The sequence below is a fragment of the Limimaricola soesokkakensis genome (assembly GCF_900172345.1).
GTDB lineage: Bacteria > Pseudomonadota > Alphaproteobacteria > Rhodobacterales > Rhodobacteraceae > Limimaricola > Limimaricola soesokkakensis.
In genome coordinates, this window is sequence record NZ_FWFY01000003.1 from 19,235 (window position 1) to 43,045 (window position 23,811).

General features: G+C 63.3%; 19 protein-coding genes, 1 tRNA gene and 2 pseudogenes. 6 read left to right on the plus strand and 16 right to left on the minus strand.

What is annotated here, in order from left to right:
- Window positions 1–55 precede the first annotated feature (55 nt).
- From LOS8367_RS05455 to LOS8367_RS05480, 6 genes are read right to left on the minus strand one after another with little or no spacing between them, the layout of a single operon-like run.
- Window positions 56–1,411, minus strand: a complete 1,356-nt coding sequence (locus LOS8367_RS05455) for a four-carbon acid sugar kinase family protein (protein ID WP_085895493.1) — start codon at window positions 1,409–1,411, stop codon at window positions 56–58.
- Window positions 1,408–2,661: a ribulose-bisphosphate carboxylase large subunit family protein gene (locus LOS8367_RS05460; RefSeq protein ID WP_085895494.1), complete on the minus strand. Its 1,254-nt coding sequence runs from the start codon at window positions 2,659–2,661 to the stop codon at window positions 1,408–1,410. Before LOS8367_RS05460 ends, LOS8367_RS05455 begins: the two co-directional genes overlap by 4 nt.
- Entirely contained in the window at window positions 2,658–3,611 is a 954-nt protein-coding gene (locus LOS8367_RS05465; RefSeq protein ID WP_085895495.1) for an NAD-dependent epimerase/dehydratase family protein, read from the minus strand. The genes LOS8367_RS05460 and LOS8367_RS05465 overlap by 4 nt, the downstream gene beginning before the upstream one ends.
- 27 nt (window positions 3,612–3,638) lie before the next feature.
- A complete protein-coding gene (locus tag LOS8367_RS05470; protein WP_085895496.1) occupies window positions 3,639–4,931 on the minus strand; it encodes a TRAP transporter large permease in 1,293 nt (430 codons plus the stop codon).
- Between the two features lie 9 nt (window positions 4,932–4,940).
- Window positions 4,941–5,441 carry a TRAP transporter small permease gene (locus tag LOS8367_RS05475; RefSeq protein ID WP_085895497.1) on the minus strand — a complete coding sequence of 167 codons (501 nt, stop codon included), beginning with the start codon at window positions 5,439–5,441 and terminating at the stop codon, window positions 4,941–4,943.
- Between the two features lie 56 nt (window positions 5,442–5,497).
- The gene (locus LOS8367_RS05480) at window positions 5,498–6,463 is read right to left on the minus strand and encodes a TRAP transporter substrate-binding protein (protein ID WP_085895498.1); all 966 of its coding nucleotides are present in this window, start codon (window positions 6,461–6,463) and stop codon (window positions 5,498–5,500) included.
- A 180-nt stretch (window positions 6,464–6,643) separates the two neighbouring features.
- Here LOS8367_RS05480 and LOS8367_RS05485 point away from each other — a divergent pair, with 180 nt between their 5' ends.
- Window positions 6,644–7,414 carry an FCD domain-containing protein gene (locus LOS8367_RS05485; RefSeq protein WP_207569227.1) on the plus strand — a complete coding sequence of 257 codons (771 nt, stop codon included), beginning with the start codon at window positions 6,644–6,646 and terminating at the stop codon, window positions 7,412–7,414.
- Window positions 7,415–7,602: 188 nt separating this feature from the next.
- Here LOS8367_RS05485 and LOS8367_RS05490 read toward each other — a convergent pair.
- Window positions 7,603–8,991 (minus strand): annotated as a pseudogene (locus LOS8367_RS05490) (IS3 family transposase).
- Between the two features lie 339 nt (window positions 8,992–9,330).
- Between LOS8367_RS05490 and LOS8367_RS05495 the strand changes: the two are divergent.
- Window positions 9,331–9,681: a type II toxin-antitoxin system Phd/YefM family antitoxin gene (locus tag LOS8367_RS05495; protein ID WP_106534994.1), complete on the plus strand. Its 351-nt coding sequence runs from the start codon at window positions 9,331–9,333 to the stop codon at window positions 9,679–9,681.
- 5 nt (window positions 9,682–9,686) lie between these two features.
- On the opposite strand, the gene LOS8367_RS05500 is transcribed toward LOS8367_RS05495, so the two are convergent.
- Both LOS8367_RS05500 and LOS8367_RS05510 read right to left on the minus strand, forming a co-directional pair.
- Entirely contained in the window at window positions 9,687–9,992 is a 306-nt protein-coding gene (locus LOS8367_RS05500; RefSeq protein ID WP_085895501.1) for a hypothetical protein, read from the minus strand.
- 370 nt (window positions 9,993–10,362) lie between these two features.
- The gene (locus LOS8367_RS05510; protein WP_085895503.1) at window positions 10,363–11,295 is read right to left on the minus strand and encodes an IS5 family transposase; all 933 of its coding nucleotides are present in this window, start codon (window positions 11,293–11,295) and stop codon (window positions 10,363–10,365) included.
- Between the two features lie 51 nt (window positions 11,296–11,346).
- On the opposite strand from LOS8367_RS05510, the gene LOS8367_RS05515 reads away from it, so the two are divergent.
- Both LOS8367_RS05515 and LOS8367_RS05520 read left to right on the plus strand, forming a co-directional pair.
- Entirely contained in the window at window positions 11,347–11,841 is a 495-nt protein-coding gene (locus LOS8367_RS05515; RefSeq protein WP_242665531.1) for a restriction endonuclease subunit S, read from the plus strand.
- Between the two features lie 10 nt (window positions 11,842–11,851).
- Window positions 11,852–14,863: a type I restriction endonuclease subunit R gene (locus LOS8367_RS05520; RefSeq protein WP_085895504.1), complete on the plus strand. Its 3,012-nt coding sequence runs from the start codon at window positions 11,852–11,854 to the stop codon at window positions 14,861–14,863.
- Window positions 14,864–15,328: 465 nt separating this feature from the next.
- Here LOS8367_RS05520 and LOS8367_RS05525 read toward each other — a convergent pair whose 3' ends face one another.
- The 6 genes and pseudogenes from LOS8367_RS05525 to LOS8367_RS05545 form a co-directional block, all read right to left on the minus strand.
- Window positions 15,329–17,260: a site-specific integrase gene (locus tag LOS8367_RS05525; protein WP_085895505.1), complete on the minus strand. Its 1,932-nt coding sequence runs from the start codon at window positions 17,258–17,260 to the stop codon at window positions 15,329–15,331.
- A gap of 36 nt (window positions 17,261–17,296) precedes the next feature.
- Window positions 17,297–17,629, minus strand: a pseudogene (locus LOS8367_RS19460) (DUF6538 domain-containing protein); the annotation flags it as partial.
- Window positions 17,629–17,703: transfer RNA gene (locus LOS8367_RS05530), tRNA-Gln, on the minus strand. The pseudogene LOS8367_RS19460 and the gene LOS8367_RS05530, both read right to left, overlap by 1 nt.
- 142 nt (window positions 17,704–17,845) lie before the next feature.
- Entirely contained in the window at window positions 17,846–18,679 is an 834-nt protein-coding gene (kdsA, locus tag LOS8367_RS05535) for a 3-deoxy-8-phosphooctulonate synthase (protein WP_085895506.1), read from the minus strand.
- An 80-nt stretch (window positions 18,680–18,759) separates the two neighbouring features.
- Window positions 18,760–20,469, minus strand: coding sequence for a KpsE/RkpR family capsule polysaccharide export protein (locus tag LOS8367_RS05540; protein WP_165761391.1), 1,710 nt, complete (start codon window positions 20,467–20,469; stop codon window positions 18,760–18,762).
- The gene (locus tag LOS8367_RS05545) at window positions 20,453–21,106 is read right to left on the minus strand and encodes an ABC transporter ATP-binding protein (RefSeq protein WP_085895508.1); all 654 of its coding nucleotides are present in this window, start codon (window positions 21,104–21,106) and stop codon (window positions 20,453–20,455) included. The genes LOS8367_RS05540 and LOS8367_RS05545 overlap by 17 nt, the downstream gene beginning before the upstream one ends.
- A 343-nt stretch (window positions 21,107–21,449) precedes the next feature.
- On the opposite strand from LOS8367_RS05545, the gene LOS8367_RS05550 reads away from it, so the two are divergent.
- Together LOS8367_RS05550 and LOS8367_RS05555 are read left to right on the plus strand one after the other, a co-directional pair.
- Complete coding sequence (locus LOS8367_RS05550) at window positions 21,450–22,037, plus strand: uracil-DNA glycosylase family protein (protein WP_085895509.1); 588 nt, start codon at window positions 21,450–21,452, stop codon at window positions 22,035–22,037.
- 3 nt (window positions 22,038–22,040) lie between these two features.
- Window positions 22,041–22,820, plus strand: coding sequence for an SseB family protein (locus LOS8367_RS05555; RefSeq protein WP_085895510.1), 780 nt, complete (start codon window positions 22,041–22,043; stop codon window positions 22,818–22,820).
- A 63-nt stretch (window positions 22,821–22,883) separates the two neighbouring features.
- On the opposite strand, the gene LOS8367_RS05560 is transcribed toward LOS8367_RS05555, so the two are convergent.
- Window positions 22,884–23,810, minus strand: coding sequence for a 2-hydroxyacid dehydrogenase (locus tag LOS8367_RS05560; RefSeq protein WP_085895511.1), 927 nt, complete (start codon window positions 23,808–23,810; stop codon window positions 22,884–22,886).
- Window position 23,811 lies beyond the last annotated feature (1 nt).

The following is a 23,811-nucleotide window of genomic DNA, read 5'->3' on the forward strand; positions in this document are numbered from 1 at the left end:
GCAACATTGACGACCAGAGAGCTGCTAACGGCCACTAATGCCGTGAACCGCTACCTTAACCCAGCGCGCGTTCGAAGTAGTCAACCGATCCGAGCTGCCCTCCCTTGAGGGCAAGTTCGAGGCCGGCAAAGCTGGGATCATCGGTGTGAACGCGGCACAGAGGCGCACCCGGGCTAATATGCGCCAACATTTCCAGCGCCTTGACTGGAAGGGTTTCGACGACCCGGCCCGAGGTGTCGCCGCCCGCCACGACCATTCGCCTAAGCTCGAAACGCGGCACGGCCTCCAACGCAATCTGCGCCAGGAGGTTGCCAATCGCCTCTTGGGCATCGCCAAAGGTGCCTTTGTTGCTCCTCGCATGTCTCTTGAGTGCTTCGAAGGCTGGATCGTCGACTGTTCGCGCTGCGTAAATGACCACGCCTTTAGCGCTTTCAAAGGACCGCTCGGCTTCCGTGAGAAGACGTGCTTTCTCCGTAAGGGCCGTGCTTTTTTCTTGGGCGGCGATAACGTCGAGCCGCAGCAAAGCGAAGCCCGCCTTTTCCGCAGCTTCGATCTGTTCGGATGTTACCGGCGAGCAGCTTCCGGAAAGGACGAGCAGACGCTTTGTAGGTTTGGGGGAGGGCATGACCGGCGCGGTCTCTGCAACGAGCCCGATGCGGCGCCAGTGCGAGACCAGGGCATACTGGAGCCCCGAAGATGATGGGGAGAACACTGGCCCGTCCCGATGGCCCCAGACCAGTTCTCCAGCCTTCTGCTGACTGATCTCGTCCGCGACATCGATGAACGTGATTGCTCGGCGCTCCCGGGCTTCCGCGAGCCGTTTGATGTCGTCGCCGCGCGCCATGTCACCAAGGTCGACGGATCGGGTTTCGATATGTGTCTGAAGCCCAATATGGTGCCGTAAGTCGGCCTCCCGCATCGGGGTCACAGGGTGGCGCGACATCGTAGGATGACGGTCGATGCGATAGGTCGTACCGCCGGCTGCCGCGAACAGGTTGGAGAACGCCTGCCAACGGCCAAGCTGCGGGGCGCCTACGATTGATGGAGCCCAATCGGGGCGCAAGTAGCGGCGTGCGATCTCCGTTGCCCGACCAATCGATCCAACTTCGGGGGCGGAATCGAATGTGGAGCAAACTTTGTATTGGAGGATGGGCGGCTCCAGTTCCGCGAGCCTTGCCAAAATGGGCCCCAAATGGGCTTCCATCCATTCAGGGTTGCGCGCGCGGGACGTGCCGGCGACCCCGATAACCGGGCAATCCTCGAACTCGGCCAAATCGGCCTCCGTGGGAGGAGTGGTGAAGAGCACGGTGCGCAATCCGGCACGTGCGGTGACTTCCATTGCATCGGTGGAGCCCGTGAAGTCATCCCCGTAGAAGGCGAGCAGGAGATCCGTGGAGCGGTTATGGGTCATTTGAAGGCCTCCAATGCCGTGGCGAGTTCCGGCGTGTCTTTCGCCGCCTCGGCCAACGTGGTCCCTGCTTGTGCGGCCTCCCAAGCCGCACGCATTGCTGCCACTCCGGCCGGCACGCCGCCCGGATGAGCGACGATGCCGCCTCCGGCGCAATGGATGAGATCGGCGCTTCCAACCCGCTGCCAGGTTTCGGGCACCTGCCGAATGGTCTGTCCAGACGAGAAGACCGGCATTGCCTGCCAAGCTCGTTCGGGGAAGAGAGGAGAAAGACAGGCACGGGCAGACGAGACTACGCTGTCGTCATCCTCCCAGAACTTGTTGGCGAGCGCGTTCACATGCAGATGGTCGACACCAGCCACGCGCCAGATCTTCTGCCAAGCTTGGAAACCCCAACCGTTGTCCGGGGATCGCCCGAGATAGCCCCAGCCGTTTCTATGGCCGTGGATTGGCAAACGGGCATGGGAGCGCAGGGCAGCGAGACCGACCACGCCGAGGCTGTTCAAGCTGACCATCACGCAGGTGCCACCCATTTCGGCGACGATATCATGCTTGCGACGCATCTCATCGATCTCGTCGGTGATGTTGACTGCATACATCACTCTCTTGCCTGTGCGCTGCGCATGGGCATCGATGACACGGAGGACCGAGCGGGCCCGCTCGTCGAAGGGGCAGGCCGGACCGTCAGCTTGGAGCTCGTCGTCCTTGATGAAGTCGATTCCGCCCTGGCAAAGCTCTTCGACAAGCTCCGCCGTATCTTGTGGGCTGAGCCCAACGGAAGGCTTGATGATCGTGCCGATGAGGGGCTTGCTCGCTTCCACGCCAGACAGCTCCCGGGTGCCAGAGATGCCGAAAGCGGGGCCTGCGTATCGATCTAAGAAGACTTCCGGCAGATCTATGTCGAGCAACTTCAGGCCGGCGACCTCGCGCAGCTCGTAAAGATTGCCCGCAAGGGTGGCCATGAGGTTGGGCAGGGACGGCCCGATATTCGCGAGGGGCCACGTAATTCTTAGACGAAAACTGCGAAGCTCGCCGTCACCGGTCGCCCCCGGCAGGGGCGGCGCACCGCTGTCCTCGATTTCCTCGAGAGCTTCCACTCGCGCGGCGGCGCGTTTGGTCAGTTCAGCGGTTTCGCCGGGGAGGCTGACAAAGGTACCGGAAGACTGCTCGCCGGCGATCACCTTCGCCGCACGCTCAGGGTCGAGGCGTGTCCGCAGTAGGTAGGTCGCGCCAATCCGGTCTACTTCGCTCATGTCTGGGTCCCTGCAAGCCACTCGTGGTAATCGGACAGCCCTTCCCGAATATCGGTGAATCTCGGCGTGAACTTCAGGCGCTGCCGGGCTTTCGAAATGTCGAGGGGTGCGCCGCGGCTGAAGTACTGGCCCGAACCGAGCCTCATCGCTGCCTCACGACCCGTGAGCAATTCCACGTGTTCGATGATCTCTCGGTGATTGGTTGCTACGCCGCAGGAGATGTTGAAGGCCTCGCCCGGCTCTACCTGGGGCGCATCCAGCAGGCGGATTACGCCCTGAGCGGTATCCCTCACGTGCGTCCAGTCGAGGCTCTGGTCGCCGCCATTTGCGACTTCAATGCCAGTAAGTCCCTCCAGCCCGCCGAACATCGCCTTGTAAAGGGGATGCATCGTTGAGGGACGTTTGCCCGGGCCGTAGACAAAATAAAGGCGAGCTTGCCTCACATCGATGCCGTAAGTGAGGGAGTACTGCTGCGCGAGAACCTCGTTGGCAACCTTCGTGGCACCGTAGAGATCTGTGGCCTTGAACGGCAGATCCTCCGTCTGGCCGCCCGGCTGGTTACCATAAACAGCGCCGGAACTGAGGTTGATGAATTTCGGCACACCGAGAATCCGGCAAGCGTCGATCACGTTCAGCATGCCGGTTGTGTTGATGCCGATGTTACGGAAGGGCCGGTTTTGGAACGTCGGACCGGCGATCACCGCTACCCCGAAGATGGCCGCCGAGATGCGTCCTTCATAGGCGCGCATCCGCTCGAACAGCGTATGCGTGTCGAGAACGTCGACATTCTCGAACCGGATGTTCGGAAGATGAGGTTCGAGGTAGTCGAGCTCCAGTCCCTCAATGTCCGAGGCACGATCGAACACCACGACCTCCTCGCCGCGTTCAGCAAGATCATGCACGATCCAGGAGCCAACATGGCCCAAACCGCCGAAAACGAGTGTCGTCATGAGTATCTCCAGTAATTGGTCGGCGCTTCAGCGCAGCAGAAGGCCGGGCACGAAGAGCACCACCGCCGGCACGAAAGTGATCAGCAGCAGCATCGCGAACAACGGAAGGTAGAAAGGCATCAGCTCTCGAAGGAGCTCGATGTAAGAGATGCCCGCAACGCGCTGCACGGTGAATAGCACCGTTCCCACCGGCGGGGTGACCAGGCCGATCATCAGGTTAAAGATCATCGCGACACCGAAATGCACCGGATCGATCCCGTAGCTCGTGACCAGAGGAACCAGAATTGGGGTCAACAGGAACAGTGCCGGGACTGAGTCGATGAAACAGCCGATCACGAGGATGAACAGAAGCAGCAGCGCAAGCAGAAGGGCGGGGCTGGTCACCGTCGCCGACATGGCATCGATGATCTGCGAGGTCACCTGGTAGCGCGCCAGAACCCAAGCATAGAGAGCAGAGCCAGCTATGATCAGCAACAGGGCCGACGTGTCGATCGCAGTTTCCCGGCAGATCCGCCAGAAGCTTGTCAGGGTGATCGTCCGGTAGACCAGAGCCGCGATAAGCAGGCAGTAGACCAGTGCGATCACCGAGGCTTCGGTCGGTGTGAAGATACCTGATAGGATGCCGCCGATGATGATGATTGGCGTAAGCATGGGGAGTATCCCCTGCATGAGCGCCGCTGCGAACTCCATGAGCGTTGCCCGGCTCGCGACCGGGTAGCCGCGGCGTCGCGAGATCACCGCGACGACCGCCATCAACGCCAGTCCCATCAGCAGGCCCGGCAGGATCGAGCCCAAGAAGACCGCAGCGATCGAGACGTTGGCCAAAGCTCCGTAGATGACAGCCGGGATAGAGGGTGGAATGATTGGTCCGATTGTGGCCGAGCTGGCCGTAACAGCGGCCGAGAAGCCGCGGCCGTAACCGTCGCGCTCCATCGCGCGCATCTGAACCGGGCCGAGTCCGCCTGCATCGGCAACTGCCGATCCTGACATTCCGGCGAAGATCATGCTGGAGAGAACATTGACATGGCCCAGGCCGCCCCGCAGGTGGCCGACGGCCACGCGCGCCACGTTGAACACCCGGTCCGAAATGCCGGACTCGTTCATTAGCTTGCCGATGAGTAGGAAGGCGGGGATTGCAAGAAGGGTGAAGCTGTTGACACCGTAAAGCGTCCGCTGCGCCAGCATCTCGAGCGGGAGATCTGTGAAACCCCGGTTGACCCCGAGGACCACGACGGAGGCCCCGATCATCGAGAAACCGACCGGGACACCAATGAACATCAAGACCAGCAAGGTCCCGAAGAGGGCGATCAGGATAGTCATGTGGGGGTCCTATTGCGCTTGGCTGCCGGTCAGGCGCCGAATGAGATCGCGGGCCACAAGGAGCGTGTAAAGTCCGATGCCGAGGCCTTGGACCGCGTAGATGGCAGCCATGGTGATCGGCAGGGTGCTCGCTTTCACGTTGCTGGTGCGCAACGTCATCTCGTAGGTGCCCACCAGCAACGCCAGCGCGGTCAAGAGCAGGAGCAGGTCCGCGAGGCTGGCGACAATGCGTGAAACCGCCGGCGGCAGCAGGTCGAGGAGCAGTGTCACTCGAATATGCGCGCCGTGTCGTTGGGCAATGGCGGCGCCGAGAAAGATCTGCCCTATGTAAAGAAAACGGGCGGTCTCGTCGGTCCAGGGAACGCCAATACCTAAAGCGTATCGCGACACCACCTGCACAAACATTGCCGCGAGCATGCCCAGGAAGATCAGGATGACGATCCCCTCGAGTACCTGCCAGAAGCGGTTGGGGGGCGGTTCATGTGCTTCCAGTATCGACGTCTCAGTCATGCTTCGACCTCCCTCGAAGAATGCGGCCCGCCGGATCGGCGGGCCGGCTGGTCACGTCAGTCGATATGAGACAGCACGTAATCGCGCACTTCAGGCGCGAAGCCCTCGGCTACGCGGCGGATGGCCGGAATGGCCTTCTCGCGGAAGGCGGCCACGTCGGGCTCGACCACCTCCATGCCTTCTTCTTTCAAGGTAGCGAGGATTTTCTCCTCGTTTTCACGGACCAGCTCGTCGCCCCAGCCGACGGCTTCGTCAATCGCTCCCTGAATCAGCGTGCGATCCTCGTCCGAAAGCCCAGCGTAGAATTCCTCGTTGATTAGCCAATGAAAGAAGGAGTGCACATGCTGGGTGCGGTTCAGATAGTTCTGCACCTCGTAAAGGCGGCCGTTGTAGATCAGCGAAACCGGGTTTTCCTGCATGTCAATCACCCCGGTCTGGAGCGACGTGTAGACCTCAGGCCAAGCGATCGGGCTCGGAAGTGCGCCGATTTCGCTCCAGATCTCGACCCAAGGCTCGATCTCCGGAAGCCTCAAACGCACGCCCTGCACATCGTCCGGGCCCTGAACCGGTTCGCGTGACGTGAGGTTTCGGGGGCTCCGCATGGACAGGCCGACCAACCGCAAGTTGCCATTGGCCACCAGCGCCTCGTTGATGAAACCCCCAATGTCGCCTTCGTAGACTTGGCGTGCTTGATCACTGCTGGAATAGACAAAGGGCAGGTCGGCCGCGGCATATTCAGGCGCGTAGAGGGTCATCGGCATCGAGCCACCGAGGGCGATCGTATACTCGCCGATGCTTGCACCCTCGAGGTGATCGCGCTCGCCTCCCACCTCCGTACCGAGCAAGGTGACCGTGTAGCGTCCGTCCGTCTCGTCCTCGATCTTCTCCTTCAGGCGTTCTCCCACTTGGAACATCTCGTGGCCCGGATCGACATGTAGCGCGATCGAGATTTCCTCGGCCATGAGTGGCGTTCCGGCAAAAGCAACGCCGGCCAGTAGTGCGGCGATGGCGGTCGATTTCATGTCTGTACCTCCCACAGCCGGCTCCGCGGCTGCCTCTCGTTCTGGTCACATCGAGGCGCCTCCAACGCCCCGTCGAACTGGTCATACCAGTAGACCGTATGACCTGTTGCATTCGTGAGTGAATGATGATGATCTTGTCAAGGCATTCTTCGACGGATGCGAAAGACATTGGAGGGTGCCATGGCGGGGATCAGTGACGGGAGCCGAACGGGGCAGGGTGACGGGCGCCGGATCGTTCGCCGCCGGCGTATGCACGAAGATCTCGTCGAGATGCTGGCCACTGACATCTGCGACGGGGTCTACCCGGTCGGCGATTGTCTGCCCTCGGAACGTGCTCTCATGGAGGAATTCGGCGTATCGCGATTGACGGTCCGCGAGGCCACTGCCGCCCTCGAGGCGCGGGGATTGATCGAAACCCGGCCCGGTTCACGCGCACGCGTGTGTGGCCCACGCACTGACTTCCTGCTCACTATGTTGTCACAGACCGCAACGTTCTACCTGCGGCAACCCGGCGGCCTAACCTCGTTCTCCGAAGTGCGGCAGCTTGTGGAGACGGGAGTGGTCCGCCTCGCCGCGCAGCGTGCGACGAAGCAGGATATTCAGGATCTTAAGGAACGGCTCGACGCGAACCGCGCGGCAATCGGCGATACCGCGCAGTTCGGCGCGACCGATATGGAATTCCACGCAGCGATTGCTGCTATTGTCGGCAATCCGATCCTGTCCGGTTTTTTCCGCGCACTTGACAGGTGGCTTCAGGAGGTGCGCACGACCAGCCTCAGATTGGATGGTCAAACCGAAACGGCCTATCGCGCCCATGTCGAGATTTACGAGGCGATTGCCGCGAAGGACCCTGATCGCGCGGATCGTGCCATGCGGCATCACCTTGAACAGCTGCAAAGCATCTATCCCGAGGCACTTGCTGCTGATGCTGACAAGGACAGCGCGGCATGAGGGACGCGGTCCTAACAGGCTGCTGAAGAAGTCAGGTTTGAGGAACGTTGTTCCTGCCGGCGCGATCTGAAGGCGGGGCTCGGCGGCAACAAGGCCGGGTTTTTTGGCTGCTCCGTGTCCGTCGTCAGATGATTTGGGACACGATGGCCTGATGTTGACCGGAGGGTCTGGCTCGTTCGGGTTTCGGTTCATGCCGCCGTCTGGCGATGCAGCGAACGGCGCTTTTCGATGGTCCTGGCTTTGATCTCCTTTCGTCGATTGAGGATGGTGTCGGCCCTGCCGAGATAGACGTCGACAGGGGCGAGATTGCCGAGGCTCTCGTGATAGCGGTGATGGTTGTAGTGGTCGACGAAAGCCGCCACGGCCTCTTCGAGCGCCCCGGGCAGGTAGTAGTTCTCGAGCAGGATGCGGTTCTTCAGGGTCTGGTGCCAGCGTTCGATCTTGCCTTGGGTCTGGGGGTGGTTCGGGGCGCCGCGAACATGGTCCATGCCTTTGTCACCGAGCCAACCGGCCAGTTCCCCGGAGATGTAGCTGCTGCCATTGTCGCTGAGCAGCCGGGGCCGGTGGGCGACGGTAGCCCGATCGCAGCCCGAGGCGACCAGCGCATCTTCCAGCGTCGCGGTCACATCCGCCGCTTTCATCGTCGTGCAGAGCCGCCAGGCGACGACGTAGCGGCTGTAGTCGTCGAGGATGGTCGAGAGGTAGAACCAGCCCCAGCCGATGACCATCAGATAGGTGAAGTCGGTCTGCCAGAGCTGGTTTGGCCGGGTCGTCTTCTCGTGGAACTCGTCCGCCGCCTTGATCACCACGAAGGCCGGGCTGGTGATCAGGTCGTGGGCCTTTAGAACCCTGTAAACGCTGGCCTCGGACACGAAGTAGCGCCGGGTGTCGGTGAAGCGGGCGGCGAGCTCCCGGGGTGACAGCTCGGGCTGCTCCAGGGCCAGATCGACGATCTGCTCGCGCACCTTATCGGGAATCCGGTTCCAGACCCGGCTCGGTCGCGAGGGCCGGTCCTCGAGCCCGGCGGGGCCAAGCGACACGTAGCGATCATACCAACGGTAGAAGCTCGTGCGCGGCACGCCGATCATGTCGAGGGTCCGCTTCGCCGGCAGGTGTGAGCGTTCCACCTGCCGGATGATCTCGAGCTTCTCGGAAGCGGGATATCTCATGCCTCGTCTCCCCCATCCCCGAGCATGCTTTTTTTGAGCAAGCGGTTCTCCAGGGTGAGATCGGCCACCGCCTCCTTCAGCGCCGAGGCCTCGTGCCGCAGCTCCCTGACCTCGGGGCTGGTGGCCTGGCGGGCCGTGTCGCCCGCGAGCCGCTTCTTGCCGGCCTCGAGGAACTCCTTCGACCAGCTGTAATAGAGGCTCGTGGCAATCCCCTCGCGCCGGCAGAGCTCGGCATTCGCCATTGTCGCTCGGACCGATGGCGCGACATGGCTCATTGTCCTCGCCGCGCAGCCCATCCAGAACGATGCGGATCTTCTCCTCGGCCGAATGGTGCTTCCGCGTGCGCCGACGGATGTCCTTCACCAGCGACTCCGCCGTCGATCTGGCTGTTCCGGGTTTCTGTCTCATCTCCACTCCTCGGTGGTTACGATGAGCCAGAAACCCTCCGTTACAAAATCAACTCAGATGTCCCAGAGGCGCTGACGGGGGACAACCCGGTATAGCGCGGTATTATCTCTTCTATACCGGTATACCTGATCCAATACCTACATTCCTGATCCAACTCCGGCCGGGTTGATTGCATGGTATCCGATCGAAGATACTTGAGGATACCGTGGTAGCGCATGATGCTCGGGCCCTCGGAATAGAGGCCGCCACAGCTGGAATAGCTACGGAATCGGGCGATCTTCTTGCTCTTCGTCAGGCCGCGGCCATTCTGATATCATCATGGGTAGGCAGGGAGGATACATGATGGGCTATGAGCCGCTACTCACTCTCGTCTCTGCGATCTTCACTGCCGGTGTGCTGGTGTACCTGTGGTACGTCGTGCGCTCGGGCGCGCGAAAACGCGGCAACCCAGAGCTCGCGGCGAAAGCTATGCGCGAGCCGCCGTTTCATCGTCTGCTCGATCTCGGACTGGAGGAGACGCTGCACCTCAAGAAGAACCCCGCGAATGCGCAGCGGCTGCAAGCCTCGATCACTCAGCTCAACGCAGGCGCCGGGGCTTCCGAGGGTACCGGGACAGCTCACGAAAAGCGGAAAGGGTTGCTCAACCTACTGCCAGGCTGGGAGCCCCTTCCTGACGACGACCGCACCTGAACAGTTCAGTTAAAGTCCGTCTCCATCAGGAGATCGACGAGATCCGAGACCGGAACGCTGACCTCATCACGCCGGCCGTCGAAGACGTAGGCCGCACGCATGAGGAAGAGGTCGTCGAGGGCAACCTCGATCCGTTCGATCGAACCGCCGATCTGCTCGGTGGCCACTGGGTCGTCGGCGAAATTCTCCTCGTCCCAATCGGCAACACGCTCTGCGATCGCGCGCCGCCGGGTGGTCTCGGCCTTATCCATCAAATGGGCGAGCTCGGAGGTCTTGAGCGTCAGAGCCTCGAAGGGTTCGCCACTGCTCATGTCAGGGGCTCGAAGCGGCCGTGTCCATTGGCAAGGAAGAAGACGACCCTGTCACACCCAACACAGCGACACGGCTCCTCGCGTCCGAGCAGGCTGCACTCGGCGCCGCGGGTCGCCGCCAGCTCGACGGGGCTGACCTCGAGTACGGTCCCGCACTTGCGGCACCAAGAGCGTACGCGGACGCCCTCGGCGGCCATTGCATGGAGCGTTGCGAAGCGGCGTGGCATGATACGAGGCTGACTTCCCTTAGGCATCCATATGGCTTGACGCAGTCGGCGGCTCCCGTCAATGTTCTTTTTATGTTCTGTATGGGGATGGCGATGTTGCACAAAGCAGCCTCGGGCATGACTGCCCCCTTTCCCGCATTTCTTCAGCGGACGGCTTCGATCTCGGCCCTGCCGAGGGCCGAGAAGCGGTTCATGATGGCGATGCGGATCTGGATTTCGGCGGTTTGGCGGTCAGGATCTCGTGACATGATCCTCTCGCCGAAGAGCTTCAGGCAGTTCATCATGGCCTCGACCCGACTTCGGACGTGATAGCCGGTCCACTTCTTCCAGAGCGTCCGGCCCAAGCGTCTGGTTGCCCGCAGGATCTCGTTTCGCGCGGTGGCAGCGAAGCAGTCTTCTTTCCAGGCACGGCCATTGCGCCGGATTGGTATGACAGCGTCGGCACCTCGATCGATGATGGCGCCATGGCAGCGGCGCGTGTCGTAAGCGCCATCCGCGGTGACCACGCCGATCGTCTCCTCCGGGGGGATCTGCGCCAGCAGCTCCGGCAGCAGCGGGCTGTCGCCTTGGCGGCTCGAGGTGAACTCGACTGCGCGCACGTCCCCGGTGCCCGCGTCCATGGCAATATGAACCTTTCTCCATTGCCTGCGACGTGACGGGCCATGCTTGCGGGCCTGCCACTCACCATCACCGCGGAACTTGATGCCGGTGCTGTCGACGAGCAGGTTCAGCGGCTGTCCTGATGCGCGATACGGGACCTGCACCGCGATCCGCGCCTGCCGGCGACACAGCGTCGAATAGTCCGGAACCGGCCAATCCAGCCCCGCCATCTGGATCAGGCTCTCGATCAGCCCGACCGTCTGCCGGAGCGGAAGCCCGAAGAGCACTTTCAGGGTGAGGCATGTCTGGATCGCAGCGTCTGAGAAGGTCTCGGGCCGCCCACGCCTGCCGGTCTTGCCGGCGTGCCAGACCATCTCGGGGTCGAACCAGACCGACAGCGAGCCGCGCTTGCGCAGCGCCGCGTTGTAGTCGGACCAGTTCATCGTGCGATAGCGGGTCGGGGAAGGCTTCGGCATGCCCTCGAGCTAACCCTCAGGGCGCGCCCAGTGAATCCCCATCACCGATATGTGCAACAGCGCCATGTCGATGTCTACCCGCCAAACTCGATATATCTTATTGGGATTGGGGGTACACTGGGAAAGGCTAACATCAGTAGAGTCGCGGCAAGTTGCAATCAGCAATTCAACGTAATAGAGGCAGTCAGAAATTTTTCACCTGAATGGATTCTCACCTGGTTGAATTCATCGAGGGAACTAATCTTCAATCAGACCGACTATACTACAATGCCGATTATGAATCAGGCAAAAACAAAGCGCCTTCCAATTCCGGTGCCCCCACTTTCTGAACAAGTTTTCATGCTGGCAGAAATATCCAGATTCCGGGCGAAAATATCGTCGGCCATTTCGCTCAAGAAAGACCAGATCGCCGCGCTCAAGGAGTACAAAACAAGCCTGATCAACGCGGCGGTCACAGGCAAGATTCAGGTCACATCCGACAGTTTGCATGAAACGGGCCAGGACATGGATGCCTGTTCCGAACTGAAGTTGAACGAGTACGCGTAAGGAAGCGGTTATGAATATTGCGGTCAGCAACACCAAGGAAATCGCGCTGGAACAGGCCATCGAGCGGCGCCTGACCGGCACCATCTCCGAGGAGCTGGCCGCGGGCGCCACGGCTCCCGGCCCGTATCGCATTGGCCGCCCGACCGACTTCGACGCGCAGTTGGCGATCGACACCGCGCTGTTCTGGGAGTTCCTCGAGACCACCCAGGGCAAAGCGCTTGCGAAGCTCAAGACCCGCAATCCCGCCGATTGGCAGGCCAAGATCCTTGGCCAGTTCGACAAGCTCGTGAAGCGCAAGGGTCTGCTGCATGTGCTAAAGAAGGGCCTGCCTGTCGACGACGCGCATTTCACCCTCATGTACCCTGCGCCGCTCGCCAGTTCGGCGCAGAGGGTGCATGATAACTTCGCCGCCAATATCTGGAGCGTGACCCGGCAGGTCCGCCACAACCTGGCGAACGCAAACGAGTCCGTGGACATGGTGCTGTTCCTGAACGGGCTGCCCATCGTCACGCTGGAACTGAAGAATCCCTGGACCGGCCAGACTGCCCGCTATCACGGGCGCAAGCAGTACCGGGATCGGGACGCCTCGCAGCCGCTACTGCAATTCGGCCGAGCCTTGGTGCACATGACCGCGGATCAGGACGAGGTCTGGATGGCAACGAAGCTGTCCGGCACGTCGACATACTTCTTGCCCTTCAACAAGGGGCACAATGAAGGGGCGGGCAACCCGCCCAACCCGAATGGTCACAAGACGTCCTATCTCTGGGAAGAAGTCTTCGCGCCCGCCAGCATGGCCGGCATCATCCAGCATTTTGTTCTGCTCGAGGGCAAGTCCACCGACCTGTTGGCGAAGAAGACTCTCATCTTCCCGCGTTACCACCAGCTCGACGTGGTGCGGAGGCTGCTGACGCATGCTGCGGAGCACGGTGTCGGGCACAGCTACCTGGTCCAGCACTCAGCCGGCTCCGGAAAGTCGAACAGCGTCACCTGGGCGGCCTATCAGCTGATCGAAACCTATCCCGAGCGCGCCGATCTTCCCGGCGCGAAGGCCGTCGATGCGCCGCTCTTCGACAGCGTGATCGTGGTCACCGATCGACGCTTGCTGGACAAGCAGCTGCGGGACAACATCAAGGACTTCTCCGAGGTCAAGAACATCGTCGCTCCGGCGATGCGCTCGGCCGACCTGAAGGCTGCGCTGGAAAGCGGCAAGAAGATCATCATCACGACGATCCAGAAGTTTCCTTTCATCATCGAAGGGATTTCCGACCTGAGCGACAAGCGCTTCGCCGTGATTATTGACGAAGCCCACAGCGGGCAGAGCGGCCTTGCGCATGACAAGATGAACCAGGCCATGGGCGGCGGCGAAGAGTCCGACATCGAGGATGCCCAGGACAAGATCCTGGCCGCCATGCAGGCCCGCAAGATGCGTGGCAACGCGTCCTACTTCGCATTCACGGCGACACCGAAGAACACGACGTTGGAGAAGTTCGGGACCAAGCAGCCGGATGGGCGCTTCAGGCCTTTCCATCTCTACAGCATGAAGCAGGCCATCGAGGAAGGCTTCATCCTGGACGTCTTGGCGAACTACACGACTTACAAAAGCTACTACGAGATCCAAAAGTCGATCGAGGACAACCCACTCTTCGACACCGCCAAGGCCCAGAAGAAGCTCCGCGCGCATGTCGAACGCAGCCCGCAGACGATCAGCACCAAGGCCGAGATCATGGTCGAGGACTTCATCGCCAATGTCGTCAATGCCAAGAAGCTGCGAGGCAAGGGCAAGGGGATGATCGTCACGCAGGACATCGAGACGGCCATTCTCTATTACAAGGCAGTCCAGGCGCACCTGGAAGCACGGGGCAACCCGTTCAAGGCACTGGTCGCCTTTTCGGGCGAGAAGGAGATCAAGGGGAACAAGTACTCCGAGGCCGAGATGAATGGCTTTCCGGAGGACAAGACCCGGGAGCATTTCGACAAGGATGAGTATCGACTACTTGTCGTGGCCAACAAGTACCTGACCGGTTTCGACCAGCCGAAGCTTTGCGCGATGTACGTCGACAAGAAGCTGCAACACGTCTTGGCCGTACAGGCCCTGTCCCGGCTCAATCGCTCGGCCCCGAAGCTCGGCAAGCGCACGGAGGACCTTTTCGTTCTCGACTTCTTCAACAGCGTCGAGGACATCAAGGCGGCGTTCGATCCGTTCTTTACGGTCACGACGCTGTCCGAGGCCACGGATGTCAACGTCCTGCATGAATTGAAGGCCACGCTGGACGATGCCGGGGTCTACGAGTGGTCGGAAGTCGAAGAGTTTTGCACGCGGTATTTTGGCGGGGAGGACTCGCAGGCGCTGAGCCCGTTGCTGGACGTTTCGGCGGAGCGCTTCAACAGCGAGCTTGAGCTCGAAGACCCAGAGAAGATCGATTTCAAGATCAAGGCCAGGCAGTTCGTTAAGATCTACGGGCAGATGGCATCGATCATGCCGTTCGAAGTCCTGGCCTGGGAAAAGCTTTTCTGGTTTCTGAAGTTCCTGATCCCCAAGCTGAAGGTCCAGGACCCAGATCGGGACGCGCTGGACGCGCTTCTGGAGGCGGTCGACCTGTCTTCCTACGGGCTGGAACGGACTAAGCTAAACCACGGCATTGGCCTTGATGCCTCCGAGGCAGAGATGGACCCGCAGAATCCCAATCCGCGGGGCTACAGGGAGGGAGACACCCAGGAAGACCCCCTCGAAGAGATCATCCGCAGTTTCAATGAGCGGTGGTTCCAGGGGTGGAGCGCGACGCCTGAGGAACAGCGCGTGAAGTTCCTCAATCTCGTCAGTGCCGTTCAGGCCCATGCCGATTACGAAGAGAAGTACAAGTCGAACCCCGATCCCTACGCTCGAGATCTCGCCTTCGATAAGATCATGAGGGAAGTCATGCTGCGCCGCCGGAAAGAGGAGCTCGAACTCTACAAGCTGCACGCCCATGACACAGCGTTCAAAGCCTCGCTCTACCAGAGCATCAAGGAGGCGCTGCGCTAAGGGGGGATCACGAAGGGTAGCCTTGGGGCTTCCCGCAATCCCCCTATCGGGAGGAACCGCGACGCTGGCCGCCGGGCAGTTGGTGGGGCCCTGAACGTGTAGGCCCTGTGCGGGCCCCGTGAGGCCACGCGTAGTCACTACGCCTTGCGGTAGCCCCTGTGATGGACTTCACAGGGGCCGGCGAGAAGCCTGTCTGTCTTTCGTGTGCCTGGGCAGCTTAGTGATCTGCGGCATGAACGGCTCTGGATGCCCCAGTCCTTGTGCAAGGGAGATCTGAGGCTTGATCCCTCCTGTTCGCCGAACCCGATCCGGTGAGAAGTGCTGACAGGGTTTCGGCTGATGGCCACTGAGGCGCGAATCCAGCGCGGCGCGGGCGGGCCGGCGGTGAGTGTCTCGCTTGGGGCCTGCGAAAGGAATCGAAAGGGCGGGCCATGGCCCGCCCTTATCCCGGTATTGACTTGAGTGTCACCCGAGCGCTTGGAAGTGCTCGAAGGCCAGCCGCTTGAGATGGTGGATGGGCAGGCGCACCGCGCTCTGATCGCAGATCTCACGAAACGCCTTGGCAGCCGCAAACACGTCTTCCGTGGGAAGTCGGTCGCCCGATATCGGATCACAGCGGTGGAAGGCGAAAACATGGTCGTCCTGACCCGCCCGGGTGAGCAGGATGCTCTGCGCCTGGCCATCATCCGCGAGAATGACCTCTGCCAGCAGCGGCTCGGTCCCGGCAAGCCCGCTCGACCGGATGACCGGGAACCCGTGCCGGGCATCCATGACGATCTCGAGCTGGAAAGCTGCGCGATCGACCGCCGCCTTCAAATCCTTCGTGCGATGCGCGGTGTAGCAGCGGTTGATCACGTTGGACCGGCGATGGCCGGCAATGGCCTGCCGCTCGTTCTCCGCGACGCCCGCACTGTGCAGCATCGATGAGAGCGTCTTGCGAAGGGCATAGATGTCCTCGTCGAAGCTCCGTAGGTCGAGGTGGTCGAGAATGCGGTAGAACGCCTTGCTGAAGGGGTCCGCGGCCGTGCCCTTGCTCGAGCGCTCCGCGGCGTCGGGGAAGAGCAGCAGCCCGTGATCTTCGCCAAGGCTTTTCCACCAGTCGATGAAACCGAGATCGAGCAGCATCTGCGGAATCGGAATAACCCGTTCCGAGGCCTCGGTTTTTGTCCGCTGCTCCGGGCCGAGGCCGATGGCCAGACAGTAGACCTTGTTGCGGTAGACGATGTCGGTCCGTTTCAGCTCGAGGATCTCCTCGATCCGGCTCCCGATCGCCAGAACGATCAGCGGGACCCAGTAGATGGCATCGCGCACGATGACGTTGCCCGGCCGCCAGCGGCGGTGCGGGGAGGACGACCCCGTATAGATCGGGCAGGTCAGGAACTCCGCCAGGCGCTCTTCTGTCCAGGCCATCCGCAGTTTCGGCTTGGTGACGCGGATGTAGAGATCATCCTTGTTTTCGTCGGCCTTCACGATCGTCTCGATATCCTTGTAGGACAGGACGGGGGGGCGGTTCTTGCAGCCGAGGTCGTCCGCCCCCTTCATGACGCGGCTGAAGCTGTCGCGATAGCGTTTCAGGGTCGTGAGGGTCAGGCGGGGCGTCAGACGCTCGGCAAGGATGGCGCGCTTCTCCAGGACGGAGATGTCATTTCGAGCGCGGATCTCTTCCATGATCGCCTCGTCGGCCGCATCCGCCCAAGCGATTTCATCGTCTTTTGTGAAGGCATATTTTTCCGGGTCCAGCGGGCCCGACCGTCCGTCCTTCTCGGTGAATCGGTTCTTGCCGTGGGCTTTGCCGTGATTGCGGGGCAGCCGCGCCAGCCACCGGAAGAACGCGTCCTGCTCGGCCTTGGTCAGGATCGCGACGGGGATATTGCCGAAGCGCAGGCGTAGCAGCTTCGCGATCGTGTCGATGTTTCCCTTCATGTGGTGGGAGGGATTGCGCTGGTAGGTGCGTGCAATGGCGTCCTCGAGCAAGACCGGAGCGACGACGAAGCTGTCGACGTCCGTCCCGCCGAACTGATGGACGATGGGCAGGGCTGCCGTTCGGACGTCCTCCCCATCGAGCACTTCGCTTTCGAGGCTGCACAGGCTGCGCAGGAGCTGCATGCCCTGGCGACCAAGGGCCACCGGGATCGCGGTCGGCAGAGTGATGCCGATACCTTGGGCGGCGGCGCGCAGCATCGGCTCCGCCTTGCTGTAGTCGCTATTACGTGCCTGCCGCTTGAGCTGGGGCTCGAGCTCGTCAAGCTGTGCAATGCGCTCGTCGAGCTCCTCGTCGGTGGGGCGGGTAGCGGCGTCCTGCTCGCACAGGATGCGGGCCATGGCGTCGCGCGCGGCGGCGCTCAGCAGCTGGTTGATCTTCTCGGGCGTCAGCGCCGGCTCGAAATTGTCGTTCATCACTCTGTCCTCGATTCCGTTTATGACGGCGAGGAGCCGGGTTGCGCGTCTCATCGCCTCGACCCGGATTTCGGTCTTTAGCGAGAAGCACAGAAAATTTCGGGCACCTTTTTCGCGGATGACCTTGGGGCAACGTCTTCGGAAGTAATAGATGCGCCCGCGCCGCTGGAGGTAGGGGCCGGCGGGGCGACGGCCGCGGGGCGCGGTGCGGCGTGCAAAGGGAGGCCCGCCGGGCTGACCGGCAGGGGACGGCGACAGGTCGTGTGTCACACCATGTGTCATACTTGGCGACGCGCCTGACACAGCGTTTTGCGACAGCGATCTGTCGACCCTATATTCTTGGGCTTTTGGCGATTTCGGGGGAAACATGGCTGGGGTGGTAGGATTCGAACCTACGGTACACGGTACCAAAAACCGCTGCCTTACCACTTGGCTACACCCCAGCAGGTGTGGCGGCTGTCTAACCTCGTCGGAGGATGGCTGCAAGGGTGGGATGACGGATTTTTTGGCTTCCGCAGAGGCATTTTCGCCGCCCGCGGGAAACGGGTTCCAGCGGGCCGTGTGACGGCCCGCCGGGCAGGGTCGTCACACCCGGATCGGGTTGGCCTTCGCGAGGCGGTCGAAGCCCATCAGCCCCTCGACGAGCTGTGGCATCTGCGCCAGCGGCAACATGTTCGGCCCGTCCGAGGGAGCCGTGTCGGGCGCCTCGTGGGTCTCGATGAACACCGCGGCGATCCCGAGGGACACGGCCGCGCGCGCCATCACCGGGGCGTATTCGCGCTGGCCGCCGGAGGCGCCGCCCAGCCCGCCGGGCTGCTGCACCGAATGCGTGGCGTCCATCACCACCGGGTAGCCGGTCTTCATCATCTCGGGCAGCGACCGCATGTCGGCCACCAGCGTGTTGTAACCGAAGGACACGCCGCGCTCGGTGAGCAGGATGCGGCGGTTGCCGGTCGAGGCGATCTTCTCGGCGACGTTGGCCATGTCCCATGGCGCCAGGAACTGGCCCTTCTTGACGTTGATCACCGCCCCCGTATCCCCGGCCGCCAAGAGCAGATCGGTCTGGCGGCACAGAAAGGCCGGGATCTGCAGGATGTCGGCCACCTCGGCCACGGGCGCGCAGTGATCGGCGCCATGGATGTCGGTCAGCACCGGGCAGCCGATGGCGCGCTTCACGTCTTCGAGCACGCGCAGCCCGGCCTCCATGCCAAGGCCGCGTTTGCCCGAAAGCGAGGTGCGGTTTGCCTTGTCGTAGCTGCCCTTGAACACGAATTGCGCGCCGTGGGCCGCGCAGGCCTCGGCCATCCGACCCGCGATCATCTGGGCGTGGTCCGAGGATTCGAGCTGGCAGGGTCCGGCGATCAGGGTGAGGGGGCGGTCGTTGCCGACCGTGAGTGAGCCTATCTGGACGTCGATCATGGGGCAGGGGCCTTTCGCATGCTGTCGGGGCCCGGTCTAACGCGGCTGGCGGGCGGCGTCACGCGCCGCCCGCCACCGGCTCAGCCCGACACCTGCTCGCGCAGGATCGAAACGGTGAGCGAGAGCATCAGGTAGATGCCCGAGAAGATCAGGAAGGCCAGCGCCGTGTTCTCGAGTGCCTTGGGATAGGTCGGCTCGTCCGGGGCCACAGGCTCGACCCCGAGCGACAGGTAGCGCACCTGCCGGTTGGCCTCGATCTGCGCCGCCTCCATCTGCTGCAGCGCCTGCTGCACCAAGAGTGTCTGGAAGCCGTAGTTTTCCTCGGCCAGCCGCAGTTCGGTGTTGCGCGCGGCGAGCGAAGCGCCCTGTTCCGAGGCCTCGGTCATCTCGCGGCGCAGGTCCGAGATCAGCGCCTCGATGCCCGCGATCTGGCTCCTGAGCGAGTTCACCTGTGCCTCGTTCGGGCGGCGCACCGCGAGACGGGTCTGCAACTCCAGCTGCAATTGCTGGCGCTGGGTCTCGAGCGCCGAGATTTGCGAGGTGCGCGCCGCGGTTTCGCCCACCGGGTCGATCTGCTGCACCTCCTGCTGGATCCTGAGCCAGTTGGCCAAGGCCTCGGCGCGGCGCGCCTCGGCCGTCTCGTAGCTCTCGCGCGCGCCCTGCATTTGGTCGGTGCGTAGCCGCGCGGTGAGCTGGTCGACCTGTTCCTCGGCATAACCCAGAAGCGCCTCGGAAAAGCGCTGCGAGGTCTCGGGATCGGGGGCGATCACCTCCATCTTCACGATGCCCTCGGTGGGATCGTAGGAAATCTTCACGTGATCTTGGTAGAGATCGTAGGCGGCCTCGTTCGTGGCGGGACGGGGCAGGCGCTGCAACGGGTCGATGGCGGGGTCCGAGAACACCTCCTTGAACCCCTCTTCCTCGTCGAGCCGCACCATCGCAGCGCGCGAGGTCAGGTAGGACTGAACGGTGATGCTGTCCTGCTGCGTCGCCATCGAGGTGCCCTGGAACAGTCCGCCGAGACCGGGGCCGGACTGCGGCTCGGCCTGTTGGATCACGAATTCCGAGCGGGTGGCGTACATCGGGGTGGCGACCGCGAAAAAGTAGTAGCCGGCCAGCACCGTCGGCAGCAGCACGAAGAGCGCCAGCCGCAGGCACAGGAGCGCCATACGACGGCGCCGGCGCTTCGCGAGGTCGCGCTGGATCCGGCCGATCTCCGAGGCGCGGCGCTCGGCCGAAGCGCCGGGGTCGGCCCGCTCGGTCGAAGGCAGGCTGCGATCGGGATCGGGCACGGTGGAGGGAAGCTGCACGCGGGGCGTCATCCCGGCCTCATCATCTTGCTGCCGCGGCACGACCAGCTCGATGATGTTCGAGCGCTGGAACGGATCGACACCGCGCGCGCGAAGCTGGCGCACCGCGTCGTAATCCGAGCTCACCTCCAGCCCCTGCTTCTGCGCCACGCGCCGTGCCATGCGCAGCTGCCTGCCGCTCAACCCCTCCTGGCGGATCCGGTCGATCTCGTCCTCGATATCGGCGAAGCTGCCGCCGGACGCCGAGGCTTGCGTCGCGGGCCGGGTAGCGTCGGCCGGCCCGGCCTCGTCCTCGGCCAGCCATTGCTGAACCGGGCGCATTGCGACGGCGGTCCCGGCCTGCCGCTGCTCGGCTTCGGTCTCAGTCGCGCCGGCCTCAGTGTCGGCATCGGCGACGCTCCGGGCCGCCTCGAGCGCGGGCGGAGCAAGCGGCGCGCCTGCGCGCAGGCGGTAACGGGTCACCCTAGGCTTGGTAGTCATAGAGCTCCCGTGCCTCCTCAAGACTGTCGAACATGTGCAGTTGGCCGTGGCGGAGCACAGCGGCCTGCCGGGCAAAGCGTTCCAGCGTTTGCGGCTGGTGCGAGACGATCACGACCGTCGTCGTTTCCAGCCGCTCGCGCAATATCTCGCCCGCCTTGCGGTTGAACTCGGCATCCGTGGTCTGTGGCATGCCCTCGTCGATCAGATAGATGTCGAATTCGAGAGCCAGCATCAACGAAAAGCCGAAGCGCGCGCGCATGCCCTGGCTGTAGGTCCCGACGGGGCGATCGAAATACTCGGCGATGCCGCAGAGCCAGCGGCAGAAGGCCTCGACGTAATCGGGATCGAGCCCGTAGAGGCGGGCGATGTAGCGCGCGTTCTCCCGCGCGCTGTGACGCGGCACCACGCCGCCCATGAAGCCGAGCGGAAAGGAAATCCGGGAACTGCGGATGATCCGCCCCTCATCGGGCTTTTCCAGCCCGGCCATCATGTTGATCAGCGTCGTCTTGCCGGTACCGTTCGGCGCCAGGATCCCGAGCGAACGCCCGAGCTCGACCCGGAACGAGGCCCGGTCGAGGATCACCTTGCGCCGTTTGCCGGTCCAGAAGGACTTGCTGACCTCATCGAATTCGAGCATCGGCTCCCCGTTTCTGCCCTCGTCGCCCCGTTCAACCACATAGGGCCGGTATCGGATGCCCTGAAGCCCTGTCTAGAAAGGCTTTAAGGCGAAAGAGCGCCGAAATCCTCGCCAAACTGGGGGACTGTTTCCCGTCAAGGCCTTGCGTGTCCTTCGCCACCGCATGGACCTTCGGCTTCGGCCGCGCGTTTATAGGCCGAACCCCCTTAGTGAAGGAGTGACGTCATGCGCAAGTTCGTCAAGTATTTCGCGATCTGGAAACTCGCACGCAAGTTCCTGCGCGGCGGCCGTCGGGTCTGATCGGACCCTTGCGCGGGGGCCGTGGGCACATAGATGATCGGCGATGGACCAGCTTCGTTCCGATCTCTCCGCCTGCCGCCTCTGCGCCGACCGCTTTGCCGCCACCGCGACGCGCCATGCGCCGCGCCCGGTGGTCTGGTTTCGCCCCGGCGCCCGGCTCCTGATCGCGAGCCAGGCGCCGGGGCTTCGCGTGCACGAGGCCGGCACCCCGTTCTGGGATCGTTCAGGTACCCGTCTGCGCGACTGGCTGGGTCTCGACGAGGACGCATTCTACGATCGCGCGCGTGTGGCCATCGTGCCGATGGCCTTCTGCTTTCCCGGATATGATGCCAAGGGCTCGGACCTGCCGCCGCCGCCGATCTGCGCGCAGGTCTGGCGCAACCGGGTGCTGTCCGAGCTGAGCGACATCCGGCTCACCGTGCTGATCGGCGGCGCGGCGATGAACTGGCATCTGGGCCGCGGGCCGGGCGTAACCGAGCGGGTGCGACGCTGGCGCGAATACGGCCCAGAGCTGTTTCCCTTGCCTCATCCGTCATGGCGCAATACCGCATGGCTCAAGCGCAACCCGTGGTTCGGCGAGGAGGTTCTCCCGGATCTGAAGGCCCGCGTGCGAGAGATCATGGAGGACTGACACATGGAAACCGGTCTCGACGTGGCCTCGGCCACGATGGATGCGTCGCCTGAGGACGACGCGGCGCGGCTTCGCTATTACGGCCGTCTCGCCGATGCCGAGCTGTACCTGCTGCTGGCCGAGGAGGCGGGCGACGAGAACGTGACCCCCGTGACCATCGACGAGGCCGGGCAGAGCTATGCGGTGGCCTTCGATCGCGAGGAACGCCTGTCGGATTATGCGGGCGCGGCGGCCTTCCACGCGGCGGTGCCCGGGCGGGCGCTGGCGCAGATCCTCGGCGCGCAGGGCCTCGGTCTCGCGCTCAACCCGCGCGTGGCGCCCTCGGCGCGGTTGCTGCCGCCGGAGGCGCTGGTCTGGCTGGCCGAGACGCTGACCCATGCGCCGCAGCAGGCCGCCGACCGGCCGGTGGCGGTGAACCCGCCCAAGGATTTCTCGGAAAAGCTCCTGGCCGCGCTCGACGAAAAGCTGGCTTCGGCGCGCGGTCTGGCGCGAGAGGCCTGGCTGGTGCGGGTCGAATATGCCGATGGCCGCGAGGCACCGCTTCTGGCCTTCATCGATCCCGCCCCGGTGGCCGAGCGCGGTCTTGCCGTTGCCGTGGGCGAGGCGCTGACCTTCTCGGGGCTGGAAGAAGGCGCGCTCGACGTGACCTTCCTCGAGGGCGGCAGCGAAACCGCGAGGCGCATCGCCCGCGTCGGCCTGCGTCTCAAGCTGCCGCAGCCGCATGTCGCGCCGGGACCCAAGGCCCCGGGCATGGACCCGGAAAAGCCGCCGCGGCTGCACTAGGCCCCTTCAGGCCATTTTGTTCCAGAAATACGCAAACACGCCGCCAGCCCCGCTCGGGAGGTCTCAATAGCCGCGCGCCCGGTCCACGAGATGCAAAAGCGGCTCGCCGGCCTCCGAGCGCCGGATATTCTCGACGATCACCCGCGCCGCCGTGCCGGGGCGGGTGGCCGAGGCGACATGCGGCGTCACCGTGACCTGCGGATGCCGCCAGTAGGGATGGTCCGCGGGCAGTGGCTCGGTGCGGAACACATCGAGCGTTGCATGGCCGATCCGCCCCTCGTCCAGCGCCGCCAGCAGGGCCGCGTCGTCGATCAGCGGCCCCCGCCCGGGATTGATGAGCGCCGCGCCGCGCGCGGGCAGGGCAAGGCGCGTGGCGTTAAGCAGGTTCTCCGTCTCGGGCGTCAGCGGCAGCAGCGTCACCACGATCTGCGCGTCGCGCAGCGCCTGCGTCAGGCCGTCCTCACCGGACAGGCAACGCAGTCCCTGGATCTCTTTCGGCGTGCGGCTCCAACCCGTCACCGGGAAGCCCAGCCCCGCAAGCGTCTCGGCGCAGGCCCGTCCCAGCGCGCCTAGGCCCAGCACAGTCACGGGACGATCGGCGGCCAGAGGCGGCGGCGAGGGATGCCAAGCGCGCTCCGGGTTGAGGATATGCGCATCCATGCCGAGATGATGGCGCAGCACATGACCGGTCACGTATTCCACCATGCCCCGTTCGAGCCCGGCATCGACCATCCGCGTCAGCGGCTGGGTCAGCGTCGCGTTGCCGACGATGCGCTCCACCCCGGCCCAGAGGCTGAGCACGGCGCGGGCGCGGATAAATGGCGTGAAGTCGCGCAGCGCGTCATTGGGCGCATAGACGATGTAATCGACCGTCCCCGGATCGGCCTCACGCGACAGCTCCGCCTCGATGCCGGCCTCGGCCAGTGCCCGGGGCAGCAACTCGCGATAATCGGCCCAGTCCGTGTCGGGCGCGGAAAACAGGATCCTCATG

Bases quoted from the DNA above. Each gene is read 5' to 3' on its own strand.
- LOS8367_RS05455 (WP_085895493.1), bottom strand. From the start codon at position 1,411: ATGACCCATAACCGCTCCACGGATCTCCTGCTCGCCTTCTACGGGGAT.
- LOS8367_RS05460 (WP_085895494.1), bottom strand. From the start codon at position 2,661: ATGAGCGAAGTAGACCGGATTGGCGCGACCTACCTACTGCGGACACGC.
- LOS8367_RS05465 (WP_085895495.1), bottom strand. From the start codon at position 3,611: ATGACGACACTCGTTTTCGGCGGTTTGGGCCATGTTGGCTCCTGGATC.
- LOS8367_RS05470 (WP_085895496.1), bottom strand. From the start codon at position 4,931: ATGACTATCCTGATCGCCCTCTTCGGGACCTTGCTGGTCTTGATGTTC.
- LOS8367_RS05475 (WP_085895497.1), bottom strand. From the start codon at position 5,441: ATGACTGAGACGTCGATACTGGAAGCACATGAACCGCCCCCCAACCGC.
- LOS8367_RS05480 (WP_085895498.1), bottom strand. From the start codon at position 6,463: ATGAAATCGACCGCCATCGCCGCACTACTGGCCGGCGTTGCTTTTGCC.
- LOS8367_RS05485 (WP_207569227.1), top strand. From the start codon at position 6,644: ATGGCGGGGATCAGTGACGGGAGCCGAACGGGGCAGGGTGACGGGCGC.
- LOS8367_RS05495 (WP_106534994.1), top strand. From the start codon at position 9,331: ATGATGGGCTATGAGCCGCTACTCACTCTCGTCTCTGCGATCTTCACT.
- LOS8367_RS05500 (WP_085895501.1), bottom strand. From the start codon at position 9,992: ATGAGCAGTGGCGAACCCTTCGAGGCTCTGACGCTCAAGACCTCCGAG.
- LOS8367_RS05510 (WP_085895503.1), bottom strand. From the start codon at position 11,295: ATGCCGAAGCCTTCCCCGACCCGCTATCGCACGATGAACTGGTCCGAC.
- LOS8367_RS05520 (WP_085895504.1), top strand. From the start codon at position 11,852: ATGAATATTGCGGTCAGCAACACCAAGGAAATCGCGCTGGAACAGGCC.
- LOS8367_RS05525 (WP_085895505.1), bottom strand. From the start codon at position 17,260: ATGAACGACAATTTCGAGCCGGCGCTGACGCCCGAGAAGATCAACCAG.
- kdsA (WP_085895506.1), bottom strand. From the start codon at position 18,679: ATGATCGACGTCCAGATAGGCTCACTCACGGTCGGCAACGACCGCCCC.
- LOS8367_RS05540 (WP_165761391.1), bottom strand. From the start codon at position 20,469: ATGACTACCAAGCCTAGGGTGACCCGTTACCGCCTGCGCGCAGGCGCG.
- LOS8367_RS05545 (WP_085895508.1), bottom strand. From the start codon at position 21,106: ATGCTCGAATTCGATGAGGTCAGCAAGTCCTTCTGGACCGGCAAACGG.
- LOS8367_RS05550 (WP_085895509.1), top strand. From the start codon at position 21,450: ATGGACCAGCTTCGTTCCGATCTCTCCGCCTGCCGCCTCTGCGCCGAC.
- LOS8367_RS05555 (WP_085895510.1), top strand. From the start codon at position 22,041: ATGGAAACCGGTCTCGACGTGGCCTCGGCCACGATGGATGCGTCGCCT.
- LOS8367_RS05560 (WP_085895511.1), bottom strand. From the start codon at position 23,810: ATGAGGATCCTGTTTTCCGCGCCCGACACGGACTGGGCCGATTATCGC.